Source organism: Azotobacter bryophylli (assembly GCF_042643485.1).
In the GTDB taxonomy this organism is placed as follows: Bacteria; Pseudomonadota; Gammaproteobacteria; order Pseudomonadales; family Pseudomonadaceae; genus Azotobacter; species Azotobacter bryophylli.
The window spans coordinates 87741-113514 of record NZ_JBHRSJ010000030.1 but is presented as its reverse complement, the minus strand read 5'-3'; the positions used below and the strand labels follow the sequence as shown (position 1 = coordinate 113514).

Below are 25774 nucleotides of genomic sequence, written 5' to 3'. Positions count from 1 at the left end.
GGCTTCCGGGCTTCGGCCCGGAAGCCGCTTCGTCATTTTTTGCCCCTGGGAAAGTATTCCGCCTTGAGGATGCCGTTGAGCTGTGGGTAGGGGATCAGCAGCTCCGGATGGCCGCTGGAATAGGGGGCGATGCTGTAGACGTCGTACTTGAGCAGCAGGCCGCTGCGGCTGAGGGCGATGTGCGGGGTCTTGCGGAAGGGCCAGATACGGGTGAACTGTTCGTCGGCGGCGAAGCCCTGGGCGACCAGCCAGCGCCGGTGCGCCTCCTCGGCCTTGGCCCAGAAAGCCTCCTCCTGGCCCGGCAGCAGCAGGTCGGACAGTTCGAGGGCCTTGTGCTGGCGCCGGTCGAAATCGATGAAGCCGCGTCCGGGCTGGCCATGGGCGCCGCCGGTATAACGATAGCTGGACAGTTCGATGAGGATGCGTCCGTCGGCCTGCTCGCGCACCTGGGCCTGCAGGTAGCTGCTCCAGCCGGGGCGGGCGCTGGCCAGGAAGTCGCGTTCGTGACTGGCCAGCGAGGCCGGCAGCGGCGCGCCGGGGCCGTCGGCGGCCAGTTCCAGGAGACGGCGCTCGATCAGTCGGTCCAGGGCCGGCTCGGCAGGAAAATGCAGGGTGTCTATATTCACCAGCGGGCATTCCTCGCCGTGACAGCCGGCTGGCGTGTGTTCCCAGGCATGGCGCTCGTACCTAGCCGGCTCGTCGGAAGGGGCGAGGCTCTGGCAGGCGCTCAGGAGCAGGCCGAGGCTGGCGCTGATGAGCAGTTTCGGAAGGGCGTGGGAATTCATCGGGGCCTTTACAGTCGTTAGTGGATCGTCCGGATCGAACCGGGCTTGCCGGGCGCGCGGCTGCAAGAGTGACAACTCGTCGGGTTTCTGCAAAGAGGCTGCTTTAGCCAGAACGGCGCGCTAGGATGACAGCGAATTAAACCTCAAAGAGCGAGCGGTGGAATGAGCGAATTCTTCAAGCCCGACCCGGATGCGGTGGAAATCCTGCGTCGCGAGAGCTGCTTCAGCGGCTTCTACCGTCTGGAGCGCCTGCATCTGCGGCATCGGCAGTTTTCCGGCGAAATGGGGCCGCTGCTCAGCCGCGAGCTGTTCGTGCGCCACGATGCGGTCTGCGTGCTGCCCTACGACCCGCAGCGCGACGAGGTCGTGCTGATCGAGCAGTTCCGCGTCGGCAGCATGGGCAAGTGCAGCAATCCCTGGCTGCTTGAGCTGGTCGCCGGTCTGATCGACAAGGACGAGGAGCCCGACCAGGTGGCGCGCCGCGAGGCGGTCGAGGAAGCGGGGCTGGTGCTCGGCGAGCTGTGGCCGATCAGCCGCTACTTCCCGTCCCCGGGCGGCAGCGACGAACTGGTCCATCTGTACGTGGGCCGCTGCAACAGCGAGGGGGCCGGCGGGATTCACGGCCTGGCCGAGGAGGGCGAGGACATCAGGGTGCATGTGCTGCCTTTCGAGGAGGCGCTGCAGGCGGTCAAGGACGGACGGATCAACAACGCGGCCAGCATCATTGCCCTGCAGTGGCTGGCGCTCAACCGTACCGAGGTATGTGGACTGTGGCTGTGAGTCTGTTGCGCGAGCGCTACCGGGTCGACCTGATCGACCTGCAGTCGACCTGCGAGGCCAACTATGCGCGGCTGATGCGGCTCTTGCCGGACATGCGCGACATGCCCACCGCCCGGCGGGTGGGGGTCAGCCAGGGCGAGCGGCTGCTCGGCGTGCTGGCCCTGGAGGTGCTCGAGGCCTGTCCCTATACCACCACCCTGCAGGTGCGTCAGGAGCACGGTCTGCCTTGGCTGCCGGCGCCACGGCTGGAGGTGCGGGTCTACCACGATGCGCGCATGGCCGAAGTGGTCTGCGCGGAGAGGGCGCGGCGCTTCCGCAGCCGCTATGCCTATCCCAACGCCGCCATGCACCAGCCGGACGAGAAGACCCAGCTCAATCTGTTCCTCGGCGAGTGGCTGAGCTACTGTCTGGCTTGCGGACACGAGCTGGAGCCGGTTGTCTGAAGCCGAAGGCGCTCGTTAATTTTCTGTGAACCGTGCCTGATTCCCGGGCTTACCCTGATATTGCATTGCTACGATAATCTGCCTGCTTCTGTCCTAGGAGAAGGTCTTGTCGAGCCCGTCCGCCCCCCCTGTTGATACCTCGTTGCTGCTGGTGCAGCTGACCGACAGTCATCTGTTCGCCGATGCCGGAAAACGGCTGCTCGGCATGCAGACGCAGGACAGCTTGCGACAGGTGATCAAGCTGGTCTTGCGCGAGCAGCCGCGGATCGACATGGTGCTGGCCAGTGGCGATATCTCCCAGGACGGCACGGCCGAGTCCTACGCGCACTTCCGCCGTCTGTGCACGGAGCTGCCCGCCCCCGTGCGCTGGGTCCCCGGCAATCACGACGAGCTGCTGCCCCTGGAGCAGGCCGCCGAGGGCACCGAACTACTGGAGCCCGTCACCGAGCTGGGCGGCTGGCGTATCGTGATGCTGGACTCCTCGATTCCCGGGGCGGTGCCGGGGCGTCTGTCCGACGAGCAGCTGGCCCTGCTCGAGCGCTCCCTGCAGGAGGCTCCCGAGCGGCACCATCTGATCTGCCTGCACCACCACCCGGTGTCCATCGGCAGCGCCTGGATGGAGCCCATCGGCCTGCGCAACGCCGAGGCCCTGTTCGCCCTTCTGGATCGCTACCCGCAGGTGCGCGGCCTGCTCTGGGGGCACGTGCATCAGGAATACGATCGGATGCGCCAGGGCGTGCGTCTGCTGGCATCGCCTTCGACCTGCGTGCAGTTCACCCCTGGCTGCGACGATTTCAGCGTCAGCCAGGAGGCGCCCGGCTACCGCTGGCTGCGCCTGCACGCGGACGGGCGCCTGGAGACCGGCGTTTCCCGGGTGACGGGATATCGCTTCGTGATCGATTACGGCAAGGGCTATTGAGTTCCAGCCGCAGGCAGCAGGCCTGGTGTCGCGGTGCGGCGCCAGGCAAAGTCGCGGGATGGCTTGAGTGAGTCGCTTCGCGCTTGTAGCCTTCCCCTTTCGCCACTGCCGCCTACTCCCCATGCCCAGCGCCGCGCCGACCATTCTCTATATCCACGGGTTCAACAGCTCGCCGGCTTCCGGCAAGGCGCGGCAACTGCTCGGCGCCATGCGCGGACTCGGGCTGGAGGAGCGATTGCTGGTGCCGGAGCTGCACCATCACCCGCGGCAGGCCATCGCCCAGCTCGAGGCGGCGATCGCCGAGCTGAGGAGCCCCTTGCTGGTCGGCAGCTCACTGGGCGGCTACTATGCGACCTTCCTGGCCGAGCGCCACGGGCTCAAGGCCCTGCTGGTCAATCCGGCGGTCGCTCCGCACCGGCTGCTGCTGGGCGACTATCTCGGTCCGCAGACCAATCTGTACACCGGCGAGGTCTGGCAGCTCACCGAGGATCACGTGACCGCGCTGGCCGAGCTGGAGGTGCCGCCGCCCCGGAGTCCGGAGCGCTACCGGGTATGGCTGCAGACCGGCGACGAGACCCTCGACTATCGGCTCGCCGAGGCTTACTACCGAGACTGCACGCTGCAGATCCAGGCGGGCGGCGATCATGCTTTCCAGGGCTTTGCCGAGCGCATCCCCGAGCTGCTGGTGTTTGCCGGCTTCGCTCCCGGGCGGTGGCGCGATTTCAACTTTTCCGATCTCTGAACAAGGCAACCATGGCCCAGACTTACAACGCGGACGCCATCGAAGTCCTCTCCGGTCTCGATCCGGTGCGCAAGCGCCCGGGCATGTACACCGACACCACGCGGCCCAACCACCTGGCCCAGGAGGTGATCGACAACAGCGTCGACGAGGCTCTGGCCGGCCACGCGAAATCCGTGCAGGTGATCCTGCATGCCGACAACTCCCTCGAGGTCATCGACGACGGCCGCGGTATGCCGGTGGACATCCACCCGGAAGAGGGCGTGCCGGGGGTCGAGCTGATCCTCACCAAGCTGCATGCCGGCGGCAAGTTCTCCAACAAGAACTACCAGTTCTCCGGCGGCCTGCACGGCGTCGGCATCTCGGTGGTCAACGCCCTGTCGACCCGGGTGGTCGTCACGGTCAAGCGCGACGGCAACGAGTACCGCATGAGCTTCGCCGACGGCTTCAAGGCCAGCGACCTAGAGATCGTCGGTAGCGTCGGCAAGCGCAATACCGGCACCAGCGTGCACTTCTGGCCGGACCCGAAATACTTCGACTCGCCGAAGTTCTCGGTGAGCCGCCTCAAGCACGTGCTCAAGGCCAAGGCGGTACTCTGCCCGGGCCTGTACGTCAGCTTCGAGGACAAGGCCAGCGGCGAGAAGACCGAATGGCACTACGAAGATGGCCTGCGCTCGTACCTGAGCGATGCCCTCGGCGACTTCGTGCGCCTGCCCGAGGAGCCCTTCATCGGCAGCTTCGCCGCCAGCAAGGAAGCGGTGGACTGGGCCGTGCTCTGGCTGCCGGAGGGCGGTGAGAGCGTGCAGGAGAGCTACGTCAACCTGATCCCCACCGCCCAGGGCGGCACCCACGTCAACGGCCTGCGCCAGGGCCTGCTGGACGCCATGCGTGAGTTCTGCGAGTTCAGAAACCTCTTGCCGCGCGGGGTCAAGCTGGCGCCCGAGGATATCTGGGAGCGCATCGCCTTCGTCCTCTCCATGAAGCTCGCTGAGCCGCAGTTCTCCGGGCAGACCAAGGAGCGCCTATCGTCCCGCGAAGCCGCCGCCTTCGTCGCCGGAGTGGTCAAGGATGCCTTCAGCCTCTGGCTCAACGAGCACCCGGAGCTGGGCCTTGCGCTGGCCGAACTGGCGATCAGCAACGCCGGCCGCCGACTCAAGGCGGGCAAGAAGGTCGAGCGCAAGAAGATCACCCAAGGCCCGGCGCTGCCCGGCAAGCTGGCCGACTGCGCCGGGCAGGACCCGCTGCGCGCCGAGCTGTTCCTGGTGGAAGGGGACTCGGCCGGCGGCAGCGCCAAGCAGGCGCGGGACAAGGAGTTCCAGGCGATCATGCCGCTGCGCGGGAAGATCCTGAACACCTGGGAAGTGGACGGCGGCGAGGTGCTGGCCAGCCAGGAGGTGCACGACATCGCCGTGGCCATCGGCATCGACCCGGGCTCCGCCGATCTGTCCCAGCTGCGCTACGGCAAGATCTGCATCCTCGCCGACGCCGACTCCGACGGTCTGCACATCGCCACCTTGCTGTGCGCCCTGTTCGTCCGCCACTTCCGCCCGCTGGTGGATGCCGGCCACGTCTACGTGGCGATGCCGCCGCTGTACCGCATCGACTTGGGCAAGGACATCTACTATGCGCTGGACGAGGCCGAGCGTGACGGCATCCTCGAACGCCTGGCCGCCGAGAAGAAGCGCGGCAAGCCCCAGGTCACCCGCTTCAAGGGCCTCGGCGAGATGAACCCGCTGCAGCTGCGGGAAACCACCATGGACCCGAACACCCGGCGTCTGGTGCAGCTGACCTTGGACGACTTCGACGCCACCGCCGAGATCATGGACATGCTGCTGGCGAAGAAGCGCGCCGGCGACCGCAAGAGCTGGCTGGAATCCAAGGGCAACCTCGCCGAGGTCCTGAGCTGATGCGGCGCTGGCTGCTGCTGGCCCTGTGCCTGGTCAGCGCGGCGTTGCAGGCCGAACCGGCGCCGGAGTCGTTGCGCCTGGTCGCCGAACACCCGGTCGACGACATGGTGAGCGGCAACCTTTCCGGCCTGGCGCGCTGCGGCGGCGAGTTCTGGGCGGTTTCCGACCGCGACGACGAGCGTCTCTATCGCCTGCACGATGCGGCACCGGTCTGGCGGGCGGAGGCGCAGACCTTCAGCATCCCGCCGGTGCCGGCCAGCGGCCTGCCCTGGGGGCTGCGCACCCGCGCCTGGCTGCTGGGCAAGGTGCGCGGTGGCGAAATGGATTTCGAGGGGCTGACCTGCGACGCCCAGGGCAACCGTTATCTGGTCAGCGAGGCGCATGCCGCCGTGCTGCAGCTGCCGCTCCAGGGCGAGCCGCAGTGGCTGGAGCTGCCGGCGCCCCTGCTGCGCCAGGCCCGCGCCAGCGGCATGCTGCTGCAGATCAACGGGATGCTCGAGGGGATCGCCATCGACCCGGCCGGCCAGCGCCTGTGGCTGGCCGCCGAGCGCGAACGCCGAGGACTGCTGGTCAGCCACTGGATCCGGGAGCGCTGGCGCTGCAGCGGCAGTTGCGTGCTGCTCAGCGAGGACGGCCCGGAGGAGGCCCCGGCGGCGTTGCGGGCCAAGCGAGCATGGTCGAAGAGTTTCAGCGGCCTGGCCTTCTACGACGGTCGGCTGTTCACCCTGGAGCGCCTGTCCCACCGCATCTGCCGGCGCGATCCGAACACCGGGCAGGTCGAGCGCTGCTGGTCGTTCGCCGAGGAAGCGCTCACCGATGCCCGACGCTACCGCAACCAGCCCTGGGGCTCGGCCGAAGCCCTGTGGATCGACGCCGACGGCGCCTGGGTCGGCGTTGACAACGGTAGCCATAATCCCCGTGGCGACGGCGAGGCCAGACCGATCGTCTGGCATTTCGCCGTCCCCGCCGGCGGCTGGACGGGCGCGGCCGAGCCGCCGGCGCTCCAGCCTCCGGCTTCGCATTCATTCGGCGTGACGGCACCTTCGCCAGCGCGCCAGACACCTCTTGTGGACTGACTTCATGAACCACTCCTCAGATCTCAGCCTGGATGGCGTGGAGCGTCGCTCCCTGGCCGATTTCACCGAGCAGGCCTACCTCAACTACTCCATGTACGTGATCATGGACCGCGCCCTGCCGCACATCGGCGACGGCCTGAAGCCCGTGCAGCGGCGCATCGTCTACGCCATGAGCGAACTGGGCCTGGATGCCGACGCCAAGCACAAGAAGTCGGCGCGCACCGTCGGCGACGTGCTCGGCAAGTTCCACCCCCACGGCGACTCAGCCTGCTACGAGGCCATGGTGCTGATGGCCCAGCCGTTCAGCTACCGCTATACGCTGATCGACGGACAGGGCAACTGGGGCGCGCCAGACGATCCCAAGTCCTTCGCCGCCATGCGTTACACCGAGGCGCGTCTGTCGCGCTATTCGGAGGTGCTGCTGTCCGAACTGGGGCAGGGCACCGCCGACTGGGTGCCCAACTTCGACGGCACCCTGAACGAGCCGGCGGTGCTGCCGGCGCGGCTGCCCAACCTGCTGCTCAACGGCACCACCGGCATCGCCGTGGGCATGGCCACCGACGTGCCGCCGCACAACCTGCGCGAGGTCGCCAGCGCCTGCGTGCACCTGCTGGACGAGCCGCATGCCAGCATCGAACAGCTCTGCGAGCACATCCCGGGGCCGGACTTCCCGACCGAGGCGGAGATCGTCACGCCCCGGGCCGATCTGCTGAAGATCTACGAGAGCGGCCGCGGCTCGGTGCGCATGCGCGCGGTGTACCGCATCGAGGATGGCGACGTGGTGATCACCGCGCTGCCGCACCAGGTCTCCGGAGCCAAGGTGCTGGAGCAGATCGCCGCGCAGATGCAGGCCAAGAAGCTGCCAATGGTCGCCGACCTGCGCGACGAATCCGACCACGAGAACCCCTGCCGCATCGTCATCATCCCGCGCTCCAACCGGGTCGACGTGGAAGGGCTGATGCAGCACCTGTTCGCCACCACCGATCTGGAGTCCAGCTACCGGGTCAACCTCAACATCATCGGCCTGGACGGCAAGCCGCAGGTGAAGAACCTGCACGCCCTGCTCAGCGAGTGGCTGGTGTTCCGCATCGGTACCGTGCGCCGGCGCTTGCAGTTCCGCCTGGACAAGGTGGAGAAGCGCCTGCATCTGTTGGAAGGCCTGCTGATCGCCTTCCTCAACCTCGACGAGGTGATCCGCATTATCCGCACCGAGGACCAGCCCAAGCCGGTGCTGATGGAGCGCTTCGGACTGACCGAAGTGCAGGCCGACTACATCCTCGACACCCGCTTGCGCCAGCTGGCGCGTCTGGAGGAGATGAAGATCCGCGGCGAGCAGAACGAACTGGCCAAGGAGCGCGAACAACTGCTGGCGCTGCTCGGCAGCGAGGCCAAGCTGAAGAAGCTGGTGCGCAAGGAGCTGCTGGCCGACGCGGAAACTTATGGCGATCCGCGGCGCTCGCCGATCGTCGAGCGCACCGAGGCCCGGGCGCTGTCGGAAACCGAGCTGATGCCCACCGAGCCGGTGACCGTGGTGCTTTCCGAGAAGGGCTGGGTGCGCTGCGCCAAGGGCCACGACATCGATGCGGCGGCGCTCTCCTACAAGGCTGGTGACAATTTCAAGGCTGCGGCCCAGGGCAAATCCAACCAGTATGCGGTCTTCATCGATTCCTCCGGCCGCAGCTATTCCCTGCCTGCCCACTCGCTGCCGTCGGCGCGCGGGCAGGGCGAGCCGCTGACCGGGCGCCTGACCCCGCCCCCGGGGGCGAGCTTCGAATGCGTGCTGCTGCCCGAGGACGAGGCGCTCTACGTGGCGGCATCCGACGCCGGCTACGGCTTCGTGGTCAAGGGTGAGGATCTGCAGGCGAAGAACAAGGCCGGCAAGGCGCTGCTCAGCCTGCCGGCCGGTGCCAAGGTGCTGCCGCCGCGGCCGCTGAACGACCTCGACGAGGACTGGCTGGCCGCGGTGACCACCGAGGGCCGCCTGCTGCTGTTCAAGGTCGCCGACCTGCCGCAGCTGGCCAAAGGCAAGGGCAACAAGATCATCGGCATTCCGGGGGACCGGGTCGTCAGCCGCGAGGAGTATCTCTGCGATCTCGTCGTCTGCTCCGCGGCCGCGACGCTGGTCCTGCAGGCCGGCAAGCGGACCCTGTCGCTCAGGCCGAGCGATCTGGAGCACTACAAGGGCGAGCGGGGGCGGCGCGGCAACAAGTTGCCGCGCGGTTTCCAGAGGGTCGATGCGATATTGGTCGAAGAGCCTGCATAATGGCAGAATGCATGGGCAACATGCTGCACATCACGGATCGATACATTGACAAGCATGAGTCGCTCGGCGCACAGCCGCCGGGTGGATGCCGGACGAGCGCCGTCTGGCTGCCGTCAGGCGACTCTTTGGGTGAGGATTGATGAGACGGCTGCATTTTCCTTCTCTTGTTCTATTGGTTGCCTTTTCTCTTCTGGGCGGGTGTTCGGCTTTCCAGTCGCCCAAGCTCTACACGCTCGATAGCGGCAACCCCGAGATCCCCGAACGCAACGGCGTCGCCGTCCTGCTCGACCCGGTGGAATTGGCGGATTACCTGAAGCGCGATACCGCGCTGGTCCAGCGCAATGCGGATGGTAGCCTCAGTACCGTTCGCCACGCCGAGTGGGCGGGCGATCTGCAAGGCAACATCGACCAACTGCTGTTGCGCCAGTTGGCCTGGCGCCTGGGCAGCCAGCGCCTGGCGCTGGAGCCGGCGCAGGGCTTCAAGCCGGACGTGACGGTGGAGGTCAGCGTCTCCCGGCTCGATTCCGGCCCGGAACAGCCGGTGGTGCTGGAGGCGCAGTGGCGCCTGCTGGATCGGCAGGGGCAACTGAGCGACAGTCGCCTGGTCCAGTTGCAGGAAATCCATAGCGGGACCATCGCCGATCAGGTCCGGGCACAGAGCGCGGTGCTGCAGCGCCTGGCCGATCAGATGGCGCAGGCCATCCGCCCCCTGGCCCAGCGCCCTGCGTCGCAGGCGTCGCGCAAGACCGCACAACGGTCCCGGCCGAAGGTGGTAATACCACAACCGGCCGAACCGGCGATTCCGATGGCGACGCCGACCCGGAATGTCGAGGTCTACCGCTTCTAGCTGAGGGCCGGCGCGATCCGCCGGGGGTTCGGGCCGCTGCCCACGGCACGCTTCCCCGGCAAGCGGAGGTCTGCCGGTTCCGGGAAAGACAATCAGAGAGCGCTCCCGGAGCGCCTGTCGTATGAGGAGGCCCGATGTCCTGCCCCCAGGTCTGCAGCACCGCGACCCTCACGTGCAGCTTCGGCCTAGCGCCGTCGATGCTGAACGTTCTGCCGGTCAACCGCACGCTGACCAACAACCTTCCCGCGGCGAATCTTTCCGACCATATCCCGTTGGTCAATGTCCTGCCCTTCGGCCTGTGCCAGAGTCTGGCCAATCCGACCGTGGCGGCGGCGACGGCGGCGGCCTCCGGCGTACTGACGCCGATGCCCTGCATTCCCGCCACGGCCACGCCCTGGATTCCCGGCGGTGCTCCCTCCGTGCTCTTAGGCAATATGCCGGCACTGGATGCCAACGGCACGCTGATGTGCAACTGGGGTGGGGTGATCAAGATCGTCGCGCCGGGCCAGGTGCAGATGCTGATTCCCTGAGCCTGCCGCAGGCCTTCAGGCTTCGTCGGGCTCCGTCCAGCGCCGCCACCACCAGCTCAGCCGGGAAAGCGGTTTACCCTGCTCGTCCAGCGGGCGGCCGTCCGCCGCGTACATCCGCGCCGGCTCCAGCAATCGACCCTGGCGATACTGGGCGCTCAGTGCCAGCCGGCCGTTGGCATGGAAGCGCCGGTACGGCCCCTCCCGCACGCCGTCCCGATAATGCTCGACCTCCACCGGACTGCCATCGGCGAAGTAGTTGATCGCTTCACCATGCAGTTGTCCCTGGCGATAGCCGGCCTTACGCTGTAGCCAGCCTTCCGGCGCATGGAAGGTGGCGATGCCGTGCAGTCTGCCCTGGGCATAGACCATCTGCGCGGCGGGTTTGCCATTGGGATGGTAGAGCACCAGCGGACCCTCCAGCTCGCCCCGGCGGTAGGTCAGGCTGGCTTGCGGCCGGTCTGAGTCCTCTATCCGCAAGGGGCCTTCGAGGCGGCCGTCGAGTAGGGTGCCGGAGAGGTGGCTATCGCCGCGGGCGAGGTCGAATTTGCCGGATGGGGTCATGGATATTCCTCAGTTGACCTTGATCAGGCCACCCTTGATGGTCAGCATGCCGCCCCCATCCACCGTCTGCTCGGCGCCGGCCTTGCTGGTCAGGCTGACGCCGGCGTCGTTGGTCAGGGTGGTGCCGGCCTTGTTCTCCAGCGAAGTGCCGGCCTTCTGGGTGATCGAGGTGCCGGCCAGATGGCTCAGAGACAGGTCGCTCTTGGCGGTGAAGTCGCCACCGCTCTGCAGGGTCAGGGTGCCGCTCACCTTGATGGTCAGGTTGCCGTCCACCGTGAGCTCGTAGTTGCCGCTGACCTTGTGGTTGTAGTTGCCGCCGGTGCTGTGGGTCTGGTCGGCACCGACGGTGACGGTGCGGCTGTCCTTCACGTCGAGGGTATCGCTGCCGGTCTGGATGGTCACCGTGCGCTTGCCCTTCTCCAGGGTGATGGTCTCGTCGCCTTCCTTCACCGTGCGGGTGCGGGCGTTCTGCACCGTGAGGGTCTCGTCGTGGCCGATGGCGGCAGTGCTGTCGTTGAGCACGTTCACCTTCAGGTCCTTCTGCGCCTGGAGGAAGACCTCCTCGGCGTCCTTCTTGTCCTCGAAACGCAGCTCGTTGAACCCGCCGCCGCCCTTGGAGGAATTGGTCTTGATGCCGGACTGGGTCTGGTTGTCCGGTAGCGCATAGGGCAGGGTGTTGTCGCCGTTGTAGACGCAGCCGGTGACCAGCGGGCGGTCCGGGTCGCCGTCGATGAAGGTGACGATCACCTCCTGGCCGATACGCGGGATGAACTGCATGCCGAAGCCCTTGCCGCTCCAGGGCAGCACCACGCGCACCCAGCAGGACGAGGTCTCGTCGTTCTTGCCGTCACGGTCCCAGGGGAACTGGATCTTGATGCGGCCGTACTGGTCGGTCCAGATCTCCTCGCCGGCCTTGCCCACCACCTGCGCGGTCTGGGTGTGCATGCGCGGCTTGGGCGTGACCCGTGGCGGGCGGTAGGCGGTGGCCTTGGGGATGGCCTCGAAGCGGTTACGGTAGTGCTCGTGGCTGGCGTCATGGGTGACGGAGGTCACCACCCAGTCGATGTTGAGGCTGGCGTCGTCATGCCCGGTGAGGGTGAACCAGTGGCCGGGCACCAGCCAGCGGCAGTCGCTCTCGCCGATCAGGCGCTTCTCCTGGCTGCGCAGCCCGTCTACGCGCTGTTTGGTCAACGCATCGCCCCGCGCCTTGGCGATGTAGCCGCCCGGGTGCTCGTACATCGACAGCGGCCCGGCCAGCGCCTCGGCCTTGCTGTAGAGCGAGGTGGTGGGGGTGGTGAAGGCGTAGTCCGTGGCGCTGTACACCCCGCTCACCGCCTGCACGCTGTACTGCGCCGAGCGGATGCCATGCAGCTCACGCACGCCGACGCCCTGGCCCAGGTAGGGCACCTTCGGCCCGTTGGGGATCTGCACGAAGGCATCGCTGCTGTCGCCCAGCACCAGGGTGTGCTTGCCGTCCTCGTGGGTGAAGAACCAGAAGATCCCTTCCTCCTCCAGCAACCGCGAGACGAAGGCGAAATCGGTCTCGCCGTACTGCACGCAGTACTCGCGCGGCTGGTAGCTGCCGGAGAGCGACAGCTTGAAGTCGGTGAAGCCGTGGGCCTTGAAAATCGTGGTGACGATGTCGCTGGTGGAAAGGTTCTGGAATACCCGGTTGTTGCTGGCCAGTGTCAGCCACCAGAGCCAGGGACGAAGGACCACCTGGTAGCGGTCGGCGGTGGCATCGGCGGGGAGCTGGCGGATCTCGGCGACCAGGGCGTCGAGGGGGCGCCGGTTGGCGTCGTTGTAGAGGGTGAGGGTGAGGGTGACGTGGGTGGCAATGGCATCGGGGAGGGTGAGGGCGGTGGCGCTGTTGCCGTTGAGGGTGAGGCTGCCCAGCTCGTTCAATGCCTCGTCACCGGAAAGCACCTGAGGGTAAAGATCAGCCAGTGCGGGGGCGCTGAGGGATAGGCTGCTGTTGGTGTCGGTGGGGCGGGGCATCAGGAACCTCGTTCAGCCTAGTTTGGGGGTATGGTCAGAATACATCGGCAGATGCTTAATATGGATTTTCTGAGGATGTGCTTGAGGGTAATGCTCCGTTATATTGACTCTTTAGATTTCTATGTGCAGTAAGTCCATTAATTGCCGATCGAACTATGGAAAGAGAGCGTTTCTAGCTTTTCGTCAGCGGTTTTTCTAGCTGTCTCGCGTTTAGTCGTTCTTGAGGTGAGAGTCAGACAACTACCAGCCAGCCGATTCCGTCCACGCAACTGCTTTCCTCCCATTTAATACCCTTGGTCGTTACTTGAACCGGCTTTGTTGTTGGTAGTTTAAGGCTTGTTTCGAGTTTGTTTAGAAGGTCTTCCAGATTCCCCCCTCGAGGTGTTGCGGCGACAGGGTTATTTCCTGGTGTAACGACGTCATAGTGTTTATCGATTCTGTCGCTAATGCTTGAGTTGGTCTGAGAAAAGCCTAGATATAGGTTGTCATCCGCCTTGTCGAATTCGTTGAGAATACTATTAAATTCCGCAGCGGCGTTCGGTTTGCTAGATTTCTGCGACAGGTCACTCTGAATGCTGCTGATCGTGGAGGTCGCATAACCTGAATAACCAACGCCATTGAGGCCGCATACTAGATTGAATAAATTGGTCCAAGCGGCGTCAGTCTTGGGAGGGTTTGCATTGGCCAGAGCTAACATGCATCGCTCAATACCTGCGTAGGGGATTTTATGGCATATGGCATAACCATATGTTGATAAAAAATTTTTTGCCTTCATTTTTTTGGCAATCTGGTAATAATTTCCTTTTCCCGATGGATCAAGAATAGTAAGCAAGTTCTGCTCGGCTTCATTCAAAGGCTGCTTGTTGATGATATCCAGTACAATGTTGGCAAGTGTGGAAATGTTAAGGTGTCCGCTTGGGCGGCTGCCGTTTGAGATGAAGTTATCTAACCCTTGGTTGTAAATTATGCTCATCTGGTGGAATCCGTACTATTAGATTTCATGGTAAACTTAGCGTCTGTTGGGTGTTTTTGTTAAAGTAAGGGCGAAAAGAGCAGCGAAAAAAGAGGTGGATATATTGTTTGGTAGGTGAGGGTGTTGGTAAATAAATTAGTTTTTTTGCATCATGGGGCGTTGCTGGAATTGAAGTGGTGGTGGCGTTTTGGTGTATGCCCTTCTTCGGGCTTCGATAATGACTGTTTCCAATTCTAAGATTTCAATACTCATCGTTTTCCCAGTAGGCCTTGGTAGAATTAGACTGTACGCTAGTTGGGGTGTTGAGATGCGTCCGTAACTTTAAACCGTACAGTGCTTTTACGAGGTGGTTGTCGGTTACCAATTTGCCGTTCAGCCAGCGCACCTTCACTTCGATGGTATTAGTTTCGGCAAATCCGTTCCCCATGCTGCTGTAAAGGCGACTGCTTGTCTGGCTTTGCGTGACGACAGCTAGGAAGCTAGCAGGGCGATTTCCTTGTAAATAGGGAAGCAAGGTAGAATTGCTAGTAGCCTTGTTGATGGCAGCCGCTGTGGCATCCGATACAGCAGACTCGACTGCGGCCTTAATGTTTGACAGTGTCGGGACGTGCAGGTGGTCGAATGGCCATGGATTTTCTTCCGAATATATATAGAGCTGAATCGCCCTTCGACGGTCTCCGACACGTTCGCCGAAATCTCCGGCGAGCTGCTTCATTGCCTTATATAAAGCCTTTTTTACTTCCGCTGGATTATCGGCCACAGTGACTTTCTGCTGGATCGCTTTATCGGTGAGAACAATATCTGCCACACCCTTGGGTTGGATAGGATTCTGGTTCTTGCCGATGGCATATCTATAATATTGCTCGACCTGTTCGATTTGCCCTAGCGATGTTGCAACGAGATTATTTGCCTGGCTGTTCATGTAATCGAGAACGAATTTTTCGTTGACCGATAGGGGGGCTTTTCCCTCCAGAATATCGCAGATTAATAACATTCTGCCAATCGAATCTTCAAGTGCTTGCAGCTTGTTTCTCAGGCCCATGGAGGCAGCTTCCTTCTTGATATGGATCGCTTAGTTAGTTCTAATTCTCAAGCTCTACGCGTGCCGGGGTAGTAATCCCATTGATTTCATCATGATTCGTGCTAGTGGTGATTTCAAATATATAGTCATGGCTTTGAAGTTGTTTAGCTTTCGCTAGGAGGCAAGCTTGAGAGTGTTAAGGAATTGCTGTTAATCAAAATGGGTATTTATTTTTGCTTGGTGATGATGTCAGTTAATCTGCCTCCATTTTTTGGATGATTGCTTGCTTTAAGTCGCAGTGTGGGTAATAAAGCTTCATGCAGGTTTCTATTTCTCCTTCGTTCAACTAGTGAGCAAAATTGGTTTAAGTTATTTGTGCATAGGTTTCTAAGGCGATGGTCAAATGTAGGTTTAGGTTTCCAACACCCACTCCGCCAACTTCCCCGTCACCTGTGCCATCAGCACATTCTCGATATCTCTCGCCCCCGCCGAGCTGCACCTGGCGAGAACGGCCTTGACGATTGCCGGATCGAAATCGAACTGCTTGCCGGTGGCGGCCTTGTAGCGCTCCCGCAGTTTTTCCAGCTTGGCCAGGACGATGCCTTCCAGCGTGGTTTCGTCCAACGGGCGGTAGGGCACGATGGTCATGCGGGCGAGGAAGGCGGGGCGGAAGGCCTGTAGCAGCACCTTGCGCAGGCGTTCGTTGAAGGCGTCGCTGCCGAGCTGGTCGGTGGGGGTGTCCAGCACCAGTTCGGCACCGACGTTGCTGGTGGCGAGCATCACGGTGTTCTTGAAGTCCACCACCAGGCCGGTGCCGTCTTCCATCACGCCCTTGTCGAAGACGTTGTAGAAGGCTTCCAGCACATCGGAGTGGGCCTTTTCGATCTCGTCCAGCAGCACCACGGAGTAGGGCCGGCGACGCACCGCTTCGGTGAGCACGCCGCCCGAGCCGTAGCCGACGTAGCCGGGCGGGGCGCCCTTGAGCTGGCTGACGGTGTGGGCCTCCTGATACTCGGAGAGGTTGATGCTGATGAGGTTACGTTCGCCGCCGTAGAGGGCGTCGGCCAGGGCGTAGGCGGTCTCGGTCTTGCCGACGCCGGTGGGGCCGACCAGCAGAAACACGCCCACCGGTTTAGCCGGGTCGGTGAGGCCGGCGCGGTAGGCCTGGATGCGCTGGGCGATGGTGGCGAGCGCCGCGTCCTGGCCCATCACCCGCTGGCCCATGCGCTGGGCTAGGGTGCGGATGGCGTGGGCCTCGTCGGCGAGCATCTTGCCGACCGGAATGCCGGTCCAGCCGGCGATCACCGCGGCCACGGCCTTGGAGTCCACCTGTTCCGGGACCAGCGGGTCGTCCTGGCGAATGGCTTCCAGGCCGGCTTCCAGGCGCAGCAGCTCGGCGGCCAGGTGGTCGATGCGCCCGTCGAGCTCCTCGTCGGGATGGCGGGCATCGGCACCGTCGCTCAGGGCGAGCAGTTCCCGGCGGGTCTCCAGCAGGGCACGCACGGCCTGGCGCTCTTCCTGCCAGCGGCTTTCCAGCTCGCGGATCGTCGCGGCGTTGCCGGTCGACTCGTCCTCCAGGGCGGTGATGCGCTCGCGGTGGTCGAGACCGGTAGCCTGCTCGCGGCGCAGGCGTCGCAGCTCTTCCTCCAGCGCCAGCTCGCGGTGGCGCAGGCTCTCCAGCGGCGGCGGCACGTCGTGCTGGCCGAGGGCGACGCGGGCGCAGGCGGTGTCCAGCACGCTGATGGCCTTGTCCGGCAACTGGCGGCCGGAGATGTAGCGGTGCGAGAGCTTCACCGCGTCCTGGATGGCCGCGTCCAGCACCTGCACGCCGTGATGCTGTTCCAGCTTGGCGGCGACGCCGCGCAGCATCTCCACGGCGGTGGCCTCGTCCGGCTCCTCGACCTGCACCAGCTGGAAGCGCCGGGCCAGGGCCGGGTCCTTCTCGAAGTACTTCTTGTATTCCAGCCAGGTGGTGGCCGCCAGGGTGCGCAGCTCTCCGCGGGCCAGGGCCGGCTTGAGCAGGTTGGCGGCGTCGCTGCCGCCCTCGCTGCCGCCGGCGCCGATCAGGGTGTGGGCCTCGTCGATGAACAGGATGATCGGCTGCTCGCTGTTGCGCACGGCGTCGATCACCCCCTTGAGGCGCTGCTCGAACTCGCCCTTGACCCCGGCGCCGGCCTGCAGCAGGCCGAGGTCGAGCACCCGCAGGATCACATCCTGCAGCGACGGCGGTACTTCGCCGGAGGCGATGCGCAAGGCCAGGCCCTCGACCACCGCAGTCTTGCCGACGCCCGGCGCGCCGACCAGGATCGGGTTGTTCTGCCGGCGGCGCAGGAGGATGTCGACGCACTGGCGGATCTCGCCGTCGCGGCCGACGATGGGGTCGATGCGTCCGGCGCGGGCGTCGGCGGTGAGGTCCTGGGTGTACTGGTCGAGGATCTCGTCGCGCGGGCCCGGCCGCTCGGCTTTGCCTTTCGTCGCTGCGCGCGCGGCGGCCGGCTGCTCGCGGGAGCTTTGAGTCCACTCGGCCAGATTCTGGCGCAGCGCCTCGCGCGGGATGCGCAGCAGCGACGAGGCGCTGTTCAGCAGCAGGCTGCGGCGTTCCTCGCGGTCGAGCAGGGCCAGCAGCAGGAGCCCGGAGCGGATGCTGTCCTGGCCGAGCAGGCTGGCCTGCACCACGGCATCTTCGAGCAGGCCGACGGTCTGCGCGGAGAGCGCCGGGGTACGGGTGTTACCGGCCCGGAACAGCTCCAGCGCGCAGTTGATCTCGCTGGCCACGGCGTCGCGCTCCAGGCCGAAGCGCGGCAGCAGATGGGCGAAGTCGCCACCCTCGACATCCAGCAGCTCCAGCAGCAGGTGCTCGATTTCCACGTAGTGGTGGGTGCGCTGCAGGCAGCGCTGGGCGGCGTGCTCCAGGGCTCGACGACATTCCGGGTTGAGGCGTCCGATCAGGCTGCCGAGTTCCATGTCAGGCGACCTCCGTGTGGTACAGGCGGGTATCGAGGCGGCGGATATCGCTGTCGGCCTGTCGGTGCAGTCCGCCGCTCCAGTTGAGTCGCGGCGGCGCGCGGCGGTCCAGCGCCAGCGGCCGGGCGCCCTTGACCAGCAGGCGCAGCGCGCAGTCCAGGTCCGGGCCGAAGTAGAGGGCGGCCAGGCCGGCGAGTTGCCGGTGGGCTTCGCCGCCCGGCAGGAACGGCTCGGCCTGTTCCGGCTCCAGCGGGCCGAGGATCAGGCGGATGCCGGCATGTTCGTCCCAGACCCGGGTGCCGGCCACGGCGTCCCGGCCCAGGCGCAGGTTGCGACGGCCATGGCCGAGTACGCTGCGGCTGGCCGTCGGGATCGGTCGCCAGGCCCCTTGGTAGGCTTCGGCCTGCACCGGTAGGCGGAAATGGTGGCGGGCGATGGCGGCAAAGCCGGCCAGCGAGCGCCGGCCGCCGGCGAACAGCGTGCTGCGGGCGAGGATCGCCGCGTCCGGCAGGGCCTGGCGCTCGCGCAGTCCCTGCGGCAGCAGGCCGGCGAAGGCGCGCAGCTGGTCGTGCACCGGCGTGCTCTGCGGGGCGTCGAAGCCCAGGGCGATGCGGTGCTTGCGCAGAGTGCGGTAGAGCAGGCTGAGCAGGCGGTGCTGGAACAGGTCGAGGAACTCGGCGGGGGCATGGTCCTTCTGCCGGGCTTGTTGCTGCAGCCATTCCTGGTAGGCGTAGGGCAGCGGCCCGTCGGGCCCGCCGAGGCCGAAGACCGGCGTGCTCAGCAGTGGCCGCCCGTCGTCCCCGTCCTCCAGACTTTGCACCTGGCTGGCGGCGAACAGCGGCGTCAGCGGGCCGCGCAGGCGCAGCGCCTCGGCGCCAGGCACGCTGCCGCTGCCCAGCGGCGTCGCCTGCGGGCGTTCGCGCTCGAGCAGCAGCAGCGCTTGCAGCAGCTCGAAGGCCTGCGGCTCGCGGCGTAGGCGCGCGCTCAGAGGGAGAGCGGCATTCCGGCGGGCGGCTGCCATGTCTTGATCTCCTTGTCGGCCTGGACCAGCGTGGTGCGCACGAAGCGGTTGGCACTGGCATAAAGCGAAAAGAACTGCGCGAGGACGCCGGAAAACAGCACGGCGCTGCTGCCGATGAAATGCTGCGGGTCGAGGTGGACGCGCACGCCCAGACCGTTGCGCCAGCCGCGCCAGGCGTCCTCGCCGACCCGGGCGACGATGCGTTCGCAGTCGAGCCGGGTCAGCCCGTCGATCTGCCGGCGTGCGGCGGGCTCGTCGCCCAGGTTGTGCAGCTGGAGCATTTCCCGGAGCGCGTCCAGGGCTCGCTCGCCCTCCACCAGCGAGAGATGGTTGAGGGTCAGTTGCGAAACCAGGCGCCAGCGCGATTCGCCGCCCAGCCGGGGCAGGGTCTGCGGCGTCGGCGGGTTGCGCAGGATGGCGCGGGCCACCGGGCCGGGGCGCTCGAAGTCCAGCCGGGTTCCGGCGGCCAGGGATTCGGCGAGGTGCCGGCTGGTGCACAGCAGTTCGGCTGTCAGGCTGTAATCTGGAGCCTCTCGCTGCGGATCGAAGCGGGTGTCGACCAGGCTCAGCAGCAGGTCGCTGCCCAGTCGGTTCGGCGCGAGCCCGAAGATGCGCCGTGCGTGCCAGTAGAGGCGCTGCTCGCCGAGGGCGTGCTGACAGCCGTAATAAGCCGGAACCTGCCGCACCCCGTCGGCCGAGCAGGCGCGCAGCGTGCGGATGCTGTGGATCTCCACGCTGTTCTCCCGGTAGCTGTCGGCGACCAGTCGGTACTCGCTGCGCGTGCCGTCCGGGCGCAGGGGCTCGGAGGTGCGCGGGAACAGGTTGATCAGCGGGGCGCAGCCGAGCGCCAGGTCGGTCGCCTGCAGGTGGAGGCGGCCGGTCGGGGCGCGGTCGAAAGCGATGTACAGCTGGAGTTCCTCGCCCGTGCCCGGCGGGGCCTGTACGGGAACGTCGAAGAAGGCGAACTTGTCCGGAAAGGCGAAGTATTCGGCCAGCAGGCGCAGTCCGGGATGGACGCCGTCCTCGTCCGGCAGCAGGGCCTCGTCGGCGGCGAAACCGAGCGGCTGCGGCAGACCGGCGATAGCCTGTGGCCGAGTGCCGGGCGGTCCGGCGAGGACCTGCAGGGTATGGGCGCCGAGCAGGTCGTAGAGACTGGCATTGACCATCGGCGAAGCGGCCAGGTGCAGGCGCAGCCGGCGGACGGGCAACGCCTGCCAGCTGGCCGGGGGCAGGCAGCGCAGGCTCAGGCGCAGGGCGGCGCGGGCCTGGGCGACACCGGTCAGGGCGCAGGCGGCGTCGCCGGCGAGAAAGCTCGCCTCGGCGATCTCCAGCGGCCACAGTTCCACCTCGGCGGTGGTGCGAAAATGCACGCTGGCGCCGTCGGCGCCGGTGACGAACAGCGGTGTATCGCGCGGCAGCCGATAGCCTTCGGCGAGATTGCCCTTGGTCGGGTCCGGTTCGAACCGGACGATGGCGCAGGAGGGCAGGGGACGCAGGGCCAGGGGGTAGAGCTGCTCCAGCAGGGCGTCGCTGAACTCGCTGTAGTCGTCGTCAAGGCGCCGCTGCAGGCGCGCGGCGAGCAGGGCGAAGCCCTCCAGCAGGCGTTCGACGTGGGGGTCCGGGCATTCGCCGGGGGACAGCTCCAGGCGTCGGGCGACCTTGGGATAGCGTTCGGCGAAGGCCGAGCCGGCATGGCGCAGCCAGGTGAGCTCGCGTTGGTAGTAGTCGAGCAACGTCTCGTCAATCGAGCTGCTCATGGCGTACCTCGAAACCGCCGTCGCCTTCCTCGATCAGGAAGGCGGCGGGCCAACGGCGCTGGCCGTCGCGCAGGGCACCGCTCAGGCGCACCCGCAGTCGCTGGCGCTGGCCCTCGATGGGCAGCAGCTCGACCTCGGCCAGTTGCAGGCGCGGCTCGAACTGCCCGATGGCTGCGCGGATCTCCCGGCTCAGCAGCCGGCGGTCGGCGCTGTGGTCCGCGTACAGGGCGCTCCAGTCGGCGATGCCGTAGTCGAGCACGCTCGACGGTGTGGTGAGCGGGCGCGACCCGCGGCGGGTATTGAGCAGCCGCAGCAGCTCGCGCCGCACCGAGTCGGCCAGTGCATCCCGGTCGAACTCCGCGGCTGCGTCGTCCGCCGCCGTGGCGGCAAGGCGCTCGAACAGCGGCGGGCGGAGCTTGGATTCCAGCATGCCGGACGGGTCCCGTTACTTGACCACCTTGTTGGCGGCCAGGTCCCAGGTGGAGGCGGAGGTGCCTTCCTTGCTGCCGTCGTTCTTCTGGGCGGTCAGTTCCCATTTGATCTTGGTGAAGTTCAGGGACAGGGTCTCCACCGGCTTGCCGCCGGCCCCGCCGCTGACGCTGACGTTGGACAGCACCACGTTGTTCAGGGTGTAGACGATGAAGGGCAGGATCTTGCCGTCGTTTTCCGAGGCGTTGCGCCCGATGGTGATCTTCACCTCGGGGATGGACTTGCCGGCGCAGCAGTATTCGTTGAGGGTCGGGGTCGAGGTGTCGACGAATTTGGTCACGGTGAACTCGCCGATGTGCGGCTTGCCGGAGGTGCGCTCCGTGTTGCTGACATCGTTGGTCACCTGCATGGCCACGTTGTGGCTGTAGGACATCAATTCGATCTTGTCGCTGTAGCCCTCGAGCAGGCAGTCGCCTTTGATTTCGTCGCCGAGGTCGAGAATGATCGCATCCATCGCGTGGAGCTCCTGAGTCTATGCCGTATGGGTAAGGGGAAAGCACACCCGCCGGGCTTGGCCGGCGGGCGCGACGGTCAGGCGGCGGCCGGCGGCGGCAGCATGGCGACCAGGCGGATCGAGGCGGTCAGCTCCTCCAACTGGAAGTGCGGCCGGAGGAAGACCGTGGCGCGGTAAACGCCGGGCTTGCCGGCGACCTCGGTGACGTCGACCCGCGCTTCGCGCAGCGGGTACTGCGCCTTGATCTCCTGCGGGGCGTTGTCGTTGATCAGCACGTAGTCGGCGATCCAGTTGTTCAGGTAGGTCTGGACGTTATCGCGGGTCATGAAGCTGCCAATCTTGTCGCGCATGATCACCTTGAGGTAATGGGCGAAGCGCGAGGCGGCCAGCACATAGGGCAGCATGGCCGAGACGCGGGCGTTGGCGTTGGCCTCGTTGGTGTTGTAGACCTTGGGCTTGTTGGTGGTCTGGCTGCCGAAGAACACCGCGAGGTCGCTGTTCTTCTTGTGGCAGAGGGCGACGAAGCCGAGGTCGTTGAGCTCCTTCTCGCGGCGGTCGGTGATCGCCACCTCGGTCGGGCACTTCAGCGAGATGTCGCCGGAGCTGGTACGGAAGGTATGGGTCGGCAGGCCGGCGACGGCGCCGCCGCCTTCCACGCCGCGGATCGCCGCGCACCAGCCGTAGAGGGCGAAGGCTTCGGTGATGCGCAGGGCCAGCGCCCAGGCGGCGTTGCCCCAGAGGTACTTGCTGTGGTCGCTGCCGTCCACGTCCTCCACGTAGTTCATGCCTTCGACCGGCCTGGTCTCCGGTCCGTAGGGCAGGCGCAGGAGGAAGTTCGGCAGGACCAGGGAGACGTAGCGCGAGTCTTCGCTTTCGCGGAAGGCGCGCCACTTGATCAGCTCCTGGCTCTCGAAGATCTTCGCCAGGTCACGCGGCACGGCCAGTTCGGTGAAGCTGCCCATGTCGAACAGGCGCGGGCTGGCGGCGGCGATGAAGGGGGCGTGGGCGGCGGCGGCGACGTTGGAGATCTTCTCCAGCAGACCGATGTCCTGGGGGTGGCGGCCGAAGGCGTAATCGCCGACCAGCAGGCTGAACGGATGCCCGCCGAAGGTGCCGTACTCCTCTTCGTAGATCTTCTTGAACAGCGCGCTCTGGTCGAATTCGACGGCCTTTTCCAGGTCCGTCTGCAGCTCCTTCTGCGACACGTTGAGCAGGCGCAGCTTCAGGCGCGAGCTGGTCTCGGTGTTCTTCACCAGCATGTACAGGCCACGCCAGGAGGCTTCCAGCTTCTGCAGATCGGGGTGATGCAGGATCTCGTTGAGCTGGTCGCTGATCAGGGCGTCGATCTGGGCGATGCGGTCGTTGATCATCGACACGGTGTCCTTGTCGACGGCCATGCCTTCGTCGAGGACCTGGGTGGCGAATTCCGCGAGCATGTCGCGGGCGTAGTCCTGCTGGCTCTCGTCGTGGGCCATGCGGCCTTCGGCGACGATGCGGTCGAGCAGGGACAGGGTGATGTTCTCGCTGGTTTGGGTCTCGCCGGCAGACGACTGGGCCATGGCGAATCCTCCTTGAAAGGGTGGTGGTCGGTCAGGCTTGCGGTTCTGCTGCCGGCTCTTCGGCCGTCGGTTCGACACTGGCAGCGGCGGCCGGGGCCTCGCCCTGCGGACGGGCCGAGCGGATCTCTTGCAGGCCTTGGGTGTTGTCCACGACCTCCTGCAGGAGCTTGTCCAGGTCGTCGTTGCCGTCGAGCTTGGTGAGCAGGTCGCGCAGGCGCTGGCGCGCCTCGAACAGCCGGCGCAGCGGCGTCACCTGCTTGACGATGCTGACGGGATCGAAGTCGTCGATGTGGTTGAAGCGGAGTTCGACGTTCAGTTTGCTGCCGTCGTCGCTGAGGGTGTTGTCCACTTGGATGGTGGTGCGGGGGGCGATGGAGGCGAGGACGTCGTTGAAATTGTCGCGGTCGATCTCGACGAAGCGGCGATCGAGCAGTCTGGGCAGGGGCTTTTCCGGTTTGCCGGACAGGTCGGCGAGGATGCCGACGACCAGGGGAAGCTCCTTCTTCTCGATGGCGTTGCCGGTTTCTACGTCGTACGTGATCTGTACGCGGGGAGGGCGAATCCTATCGAGCTTATGCTGCGTACTCTCGGCCATGGGGGCGATTGACTCCGATGCGGTGGTTCGAGCGCAATGCATCGGTACTTTCCCGGCCATCGCACTCCCTTGCGCGGACCAATCGGGCGCGCTAGCTCCAGCTGGTCCAGTCGAACTCGTCATATCAACGAGCTATGAAAAAAGGTAAAACGGGTTTATAAGGGAATGCAAGCAAAACCTTTATTAGAATTTATGAGACAGGGAAAGTTCAACCCATTAGTCAGGATTTTTGGTCTGTGTGTCGTCGCGGCGCTGAGTGGCTGCGGTCTCTTCGCCCCCAAGGTCGAGTTGGACTCCCTGACCCTGGACGTGGCGCCGCGGGCCAATGACAACACCCCGATCGCGGTCGACTTCGTCGCCGTACGGGATCCGGAACTGCTGAAGCTGATGTCCGGAATGTCCGCCAAGCAGTGGTTCGCCGAGCGCGAGCAGTTGCAGCTCGATTACCGCAACGCCTTCTCGGTATGGGGGCTGGAGCTGGTGCCGGGCCAGGTCCTGGCGTTCGACCGCTTCCCCTTGTCCGGAACGCCCGCCGCCGGGCTTCTGGTTTTCTCCAGCTACGACACGCCGGGCGTCCACCGTCTGCGGCTGGACGAGATGAGCGTGGTGCTGCTGCGTTTCGAGAACCGGGACATGCGGCTGTTCGGCCCGGACGAGCAGCGCTACGGGTTGCGCTGGTTCCACTGATCGATGGTCGCGACGGACTTTTTCGCGCGTTTCCGAACGCTAAAGGGATTCGTATGAGTGTGTTACCCGAGGCAGTCTGCTGGCACGAAGGCATGCAGCTCTTGCCCCAGCATTTTCAGCTCCAGGAATTGCGCGCGGAGGCGCTGGCCGGACATCTGGCCAGGGCCGGCAATCCCTGGTTCTGGGGCGTCGAGACCCTGGAGGTCGACCTGCCTGCCCTCTCGGCCGGACGGGTGCGTCTGACCGCCATCGAGGCCACCTTTCCGGACGGGCTGCCGATCCGGCTGCGGGCTGGTAGCGAGGAGGGAGCGCTGGAGCTGGATGTGGCGGAGGCGATCGCCGCCTCCGCCGATGCCACGGTCACCGTCTATCTCGCGATCACCCCCCGCGCGCGCGCGGGCCAGCTGTTGCCGCTGAGCGGCGGGCGGTTGCGCTCGGCGGTCGGCGATGCGGTGCCCGATCTGGCCAGCGGCGAGCATCCGGAGCCGATCGTCGTCTGGCGACCGAGCCTTCGTCTGGTCACCGGCGAAGGACGGGCGGATTCGGTGTGCATTCCCCTGCTGCGGATCGGGCGGGAGGGTGGCGGCTATGTCCGGTTGCCCTATGTCGCGCCGACGCCGCGCATTGTTCCGGAGTCCCCCTTGGGCGAGAAGGTCCAGGCCCTGTGCGCCCGGGCCCGGGAGAAGTGCGTGTTCCTCGCGGGGCGTCTGCGCCAGGCCCAGCAGGCGGGCAACGCCGAGGACATCGCCGAGCTCCGGCTGCAACTGGCGGCCGTCTGGGCCCGGCTGCCGGAGGTGGAGGCGATGCTGAACGGGCGGATCGCCGATCCGGCGAGTCTGCACTGGCTGCTGGTCGGCATGGCCGGCTCCTGGTCCGTGCTCGATCCCCTGGCTGGCGTCCCGGCTTTCCGCGCCCTGGAGTTCGACGAACTGCTGCGGGGCTACGACGAGGTGCTCGACTGGCTCGGGGCGGCGCTGACGCGAATCCGCGCCGGCTACCGGAGCATGCCCTTCGAGCGGGACCGTCAGGGCTTCCATATCCTGCTGCCGGACCGGGAGCAGCCCCGCCAGCGCCTGGTGATCGGTCTGCGCATGCCGGCCGGCGTCGGCGAGCAGGCGGCGCGGGAGTGGCTGGAGCAGGCCATCGTCGCCTCCGAGGCGCATGTCTCGACCCTGGCCCGCCAGCGCATGGGCGGTCTTCCCCGGCAGCCCATGAATCGCCAGGAGCAGGTCGCCTACGGCGTCGGCGAGGACACGCGGCTCTTCGTGCTGCAGGCGACGGGCGACTGGTTCGATCCCCGTCAGGCGCTGCGCATCGTGTCCGGCGGCTCGGTCTCCGGCAGCCAGCCCTGGGAGATCGTGCTGTTCGCCAGCGCGCCGGGCGAAGGAAGCTAGCGCAGCAAGGAG

General features: G+C 65.6%; 23 protein-coding genes. 11 read left to right on the top strand and 12 right to left on the bottom strand.

Features of this window, described 5'->3' with window-relative positions; genetic code table 11:
* Positions 1-32: 32 nt before the first annotated feature.
* Positions 33-785, bottom strand: coding sequence for an RsiV family protein (locus tag ACFOJE_RS14730; protein ID WP_377815196.1), 753 nt, complete (start codon positions 783-785; stop codon positions 33-35).
* Between the two features lie 162 nt (positions 786-947).
* Between ACFOJE_RS14730 and ACFOJE_RS14725 the strand changes: the two genes are divergently transcribed.
* The 9 genes from ACFOJE_RS14725 to ACFOJE_RS14685 all read left to right on the top strand — a co-directional run bounded on the left by ACFOJE_RS14725 (position 948) and on the right by ACFOJE_RS14685 (position 10289).
* The gene (locus ACFOJE_RS14725; RefSeq protein WP_377815195.1) at positions 948-1565 is read left to right on the top strand and encodes an NUDIX domain-containing protein; all 618 of its coding nucleotides are present in this window, start codon (positions 948-950) and stop codon (positions 1563-1565) included.
* Positions 1556-2008 carry a DUF1249 domain-containing protein gene (locus ACFOJE_RS14720; protein WP_377815193.1) on the top strand — a complete coding sequence of 151 codons (453 nt, stop codon included), beginning with the start codon at positions 1556-1558 and terminating at the stop codon, positions 2006-2008. The genes ACFOJE_RS14725 and ACFOJE_RS14720 overlap by 10 nt, the downstream gene beginning before the upstream one ends.
* Positions 2009-2114: 106 nt before the next feature.
* Positions 2115-2927 (top strand): 3',5'-cyclic-AMP phosphodiesterase, encoded by an 813-nt coding sequence (gene cpdA / locus ACFOJE_RS14715; protein ID WP_377815192.1) that lies wholly within the window; start codon positions 2115-2117, stop codon positions 2925-2927.
* 121 nt (positions 2928-3048) lie between these two features.
* Positions 3049-3669, top strand: coding sequence for a YqiA/YcfP family alpha/beta fold hydrolase (locus tag ACFOJE_RS14710; protein WP_377815230.1), 621 nt, complete (start codon positions 3049-3051; stop codon positions 3667-3669).
* Positions 3670-3680: 11 nt separating this feature from the next.
* Positions 3681-5573 carry a DNA topoisomerase IV subunit B gene (gene parE / locus ACFOJE_RS14705; RefSeq protein WP_377815191.1) on the top strand — a complete coding sequence of 631 codons (1893 nt, stop codon included), beginning with the start codon at positions 3681-3683 and terminating at the stop codon, positions 5571-5573.
* Positions 5573-6649, top strand: a complete 1077-nt coding sequence (locus ACFOJE_RS14700; protein ID WP_377815190.1) for an esterase-like activity of phytase family protein — start codon at positions 5573-5575, stop codon at positions 6647-6649. The genes parE and ACFOJE_RS14700 overlap by 1 nt, the downstream gene beginning before the upstream one ends.
* A 4-nt stretch (positions 6650-6653) precedes the next feature.
* The gene (gene parC / locus ACFOJE_RS14695) at positions 6654-8912 is read left to right on the top strand and encodes a DNA topoisomerase IV subunit A (protein ID WP_377815189.1); all 2259 of its coding nucleotides are present in this window, start codon (positions 6654-6656) and stop codon (positions 8910-8912) included.
* Between the two features lie 139 nt (positions 8913-9051).
* Complete coding sequence (locus ACFOJE_RS14690) at positions 9052-9759, top strand: PqiC family protein (RefSeq protein ID WP_377815188.1); 708 nt, start codon at positions 9052-9054, stop codon at positions 9757-9759.
* Positions 9760-9893: 134 nt separating this feature from the next.
* A complete protein-coding gene (locus ACFOJE_RS14685) occupies positions 9894-10289 on the top strand; it encodes a DUF4280 domain-containing protein (protein ID WP_377815187.1) in 396 nt (131 codons plus the stop codon).
* Between the two features lie 15 nt (positions 10290-10304).
* Here ACFOJE_RS14685 and ACFOJE_RS14680 read toward each other — a convergent pair whose 3' ends face one another.
* The 11 genes from ACFOJE_RS14680 to tssB all read right to left on the bottom strand — a co-directional run bounded on the left by ACFOJE_RS14680 (position 10305) and on the right by tssB (position 23681).
* Positions 10305-10850: a toxin-antitoxin system YwqK family antitoxin gene (locus ACFOJE_RS14680; protein ID WP_377815186.1), complete on the bottom strand. Its 546-nt coding sequence runs from the start codon at positions 10848-10850 to the stop codon at positions 10305-10307.
* Positions 10851-10859: 9 nt separating this feature from the next.
* Positions 10860-12848: a type VI secretion system Vgr family protein gene (gene tssI / locus ACFOJE_RS14675; RefSeq protein WP_377815185.1), complete on the bottom strand. Its 1989-nt coding sequence runs from the start codon at positions 12846-12848 to the stop codon at positions 10860-10862.
* A gap of 232 nt (positions 12849-13080) precedes the next feature.
* A complete protein-coding gene (locus ACFOJE_RS14670; protein WP_377815184.1) occupies positions 13081-13821 on the bottom strand; it encodes a hypothetical protein in 741 nt (246 codons plus the stop codon).
* 241 nt (positions 13822-14062) lie between these two features.
* The gene (locus ACFOJE_RS14665; RefSeq protein ID WP_377815183.1) at positions 14063-14863 is read right to left on the bottom strand and encodes a hypothetical protein; all 801 of its coding nucleotides are present in this window, start codon (positions 14861-14863) and stop codon (positions 14063-14065) included.
* A 390-nt stretch (positions 14864-15253) separates the two neighbouring features.
* Positions 15254-17806, bottom strand: a complete 2553-nt coding sequence (gene tssH, locus ACFOJE_RS14660; protein ID WP_377815182.1) for a type VI secretion system ATPase TssH — start codon at positions 17804-17806, stop codon at positions 15254-15256.
* 1 nt (position 17807) lies between these two features.
* The gene (gene tssG, locus ACFOJE_RS14655) at positions 17808-18827 is read right to left on the bottom strand and encodes a type VI secretion system baseplate subunit TssG (protein WP_377815181.1); all 1020 of its coding nucleotides are present in this window, start codon (positions 18825-18827) and stop codon (positions 17808-17810) included.
* Complete coding sequence (gene tssF, locus ACFOJE_RS14650) at positions 18791-20584, bottom strand: type VI secretion system baseplate subunit TssF (protein WP_377815180.1); 1794 nt, start codon at positions 20582-20584, stop codon at positions 18791-18793. Before tssF ends, tssG begins: the two co-directional genes overlap by 37 nt.
* The gene (gene tssE / locus ACFOJE_RS14645; protein ID WP_377815179.1) at positions 20568-21014 is read right to left on the bottom strand and encodes a type VI secretion system baseplate subunit TssE; all 447 of its coding nucleotides are present in this window, start codon (positions 21012-21014) and stop codon (positions 20568-20570) included. Before tssE ends, tssF begins: the two co-directional genes overlap by 17 nt.
* Before the next feature lie 15 nt (positions 21015-21029).
* On the bottom strand, positions 21030-21527 hold the full coding sequence (locus ACFOJE_RS14640; protein WP_377815178.1) for an Hcp family type VI secretion system effector: 498 nt from the start codon (positions 21525-21527) through the stop codon (positions 21030-21032).
* A gap of 77 nt (positions 21528-21604) precedes the next feature.
* On the bottom strand, positions 21605-23086 hold the full coding sequence (tssC, locus tag ACFOJE_RS14635) for a type VI secretion system contractile sheath large subunit (protein WP_377815177.1): 1482 nt from the start codon (positions 23084-23086) through the stop codon (positions 21605-21607).
* Between the two features lie 31 nt (positions 23087-23117).
* On the bottom strand, positions 23118-23681 hold the full coding sequence (gene tssB, locus ACFOJE_RS14630) for a type VI secretion system contractile sheath small subunit (RefSeq protein WP_377815176.1): 564 nt from the start codon (positions 23679-23681) through the stop codon (positions 23118-23120).
* 192 nt (positions 23682-23873) lie between these two features.
* Here tssB and ACFOJE_RS14625 point away from each other — a divergent pair, with 192 nt between their 5' ends.
* Entirely contained in the window at positions 23874-24368 is a 495-nt protein-coding gene (locus ACFOJE_RS14625; protein ID WP_377815175.1) for a type VI secretion protein, read from the top strand.
* Positions 24369-24421: 53 nt separating this feature from the next.
* Complete coding sequence (gene tssK, locus ACFOJE_RS14620) at positions 24422-25762, top strand: type VI secretion system baseplate subunit TssK (RefSeq protein WP_377815174.1); 1341 nt, start codon at positions 24422-24424, stop codon at positions 25760-25762.
* Positions 25763-25774 lie beyond the last annotated feature (12 nt).

What these genes read in the sequence shown, in the direction of transcription:
- tssF (WP_377815180.1), bottom strand. Translation starts at nt 20,584, where the DNA reads ATGAGCAGCTCGATTGACGAGACGTTGCTCGACTACTACCAACGCGAG.
- ACFOJE_RS14680 (WP_377815186.1), bottom strand. Translation starts at nt 10,850, where the DNA reads ATGACCCCATCCGGCAAATTCGACCTCGCCCGCGGCGATAGCCACCTC.
- ACFOJE_RS14640 (WP_377815178.1), bottom strand. Translation starts at nt 21,527, where the DNA reads ATGGATGCGATCATTCTCGACCTCGGCGACGAAATCAAAGGCGACTGC.
- ACFOJE_RS14710 (WP_377815230.1), top strand. Translation starts at nt 3,049, where the DNA reads ATGCCCAGCGCCGCGCCGACCATTCTCTATATCCACGGGTTCAACAGC.
- tssI (WP_377815185.1), bottom strand. Translation starts at nt 12,848, where the DNA reads ATGCCCCGCCCCACCGACACCAACAGCAGCCTATCCCTCAGCGCCCCC.
- ACFOJE_RS14690 (WP_377815188.1), top strand. Translation starts at nt 9,052, where the DNA reads ATGAGACGGCTGCATTTTCCTTCTCTTGTTCTATTGGTTGCCTTTTCT.
- ACFOJE_RS14665 (WP_377815183.1), bottom strand. Translation starts at nt 14,863, where the DNA reads ATGGGCCTGAGAAACAAGCTGCAAGCACTTGAAGATTCGATTGGCAGA.
- ACFOJE_RS14700 (WP_377815190.1), top strand. Translation starts at nt 5,573, where the DNA reads ATGCGGCGCTGGCTGCTGCTGGCCCTGTGCCTGGTCAGCGCGGCGTTG.
- ACFOJE_RS14730 (WP_377815196.1), bottom strand. Translation starts at nt 785, where the DNA reads ATGAATTCCCACGCCCTTCCGAAACTGCTCATCAGCGCCAGCCTCGGC.
- tssG (WP_377815181.1), bottom strand. Translation starts at nt 18,827, where the DNA reads ATGGCAGCCGCCCGCCGGAATGCCGCTCTCCCTCTGAGCGCGCGCCTA.
- ACFOJE_RS14725 (WP_377815195.1), top strand. Translation starts at nt 948, where the DNA reads ATGAGCGAATTCTTCAAGCCCGACCCGGATGCGGTGGAAATCCTGCGT.
- ACFOJE_RS14685 (WP_377815187.1), top strand. Translation starts at nt 9,894, where the DNA reads ATGTCCTGCCCCCAGGTCTGCAGCACCGCGACCCTCACGTGCAGCTTC.
- tssB (WP_377815176.1), bottom strand. Translation starts at nt 23,681, where the DNA reads ATGGCCGAGAGTACGCAGCATAAGCTCGATAGGATTCGCCCTCCCCGC.
- tssH (WP_377815182.1), bottom strand. Translation starts at nt 17,806, where the DNA reads ATGGAACTCGGCAGCCTGATCGGACGCCTCAACCCGGAATGTCGTCGA.
- tssE (WP_377815179.1), bottom strand. Translation starts at nt 21,014, where the DNA reads ATGCTGGAATCCAAGCTCCGCCCGCCGCTGTTCGAGCGCCTTGCCGCC.
- ACFOJE_RS14670 (WP_377815184.1), bottom strand. Translation starts at nt 13,821, where the DNA reads ATGAGCATAATTTACAACCAAGGGTTAGATAACTTCATCTCAAACGGC.
- tssC (WP_377815177.1), bottom strand. Translation starts at nt 23,086, where the DNA reads ATGGCCCAGTCGTCTGCCGGCGAGACCCAAACCAGCGAGAACATCACC.
- tssK (WP_377815174.1), top strand. Translation starts at nt 24,422, where the DNA reads ATGAGTGTGTTACCCGAGGCAGTCTGCTGGCACGAAGGCATGCAGCTC.
- ACFOJE_RS14625 (WP_377815175.1), top strand. Translation starts at nt 23,874, where the DNA reads ATGAGACAGGGAAAGTTCAACCCATTAGTCAGGATTTTTGGTCTGTGT.
- parC (WP_377815189.1), top strand. Translation starts at nt 6,654, where the DNA reads ATGAACCACTCCTCAGATCTCAGCCTGGATGGCGTGGAGCGTCGCTCC.
- parE (WP_377815191.1), top strand. Translation starts at nt 3,681, where the DNA reads ATGGCCCAGACTTACAACGCGGACGCCATCGAAGTCCTCTCCGGTCTC.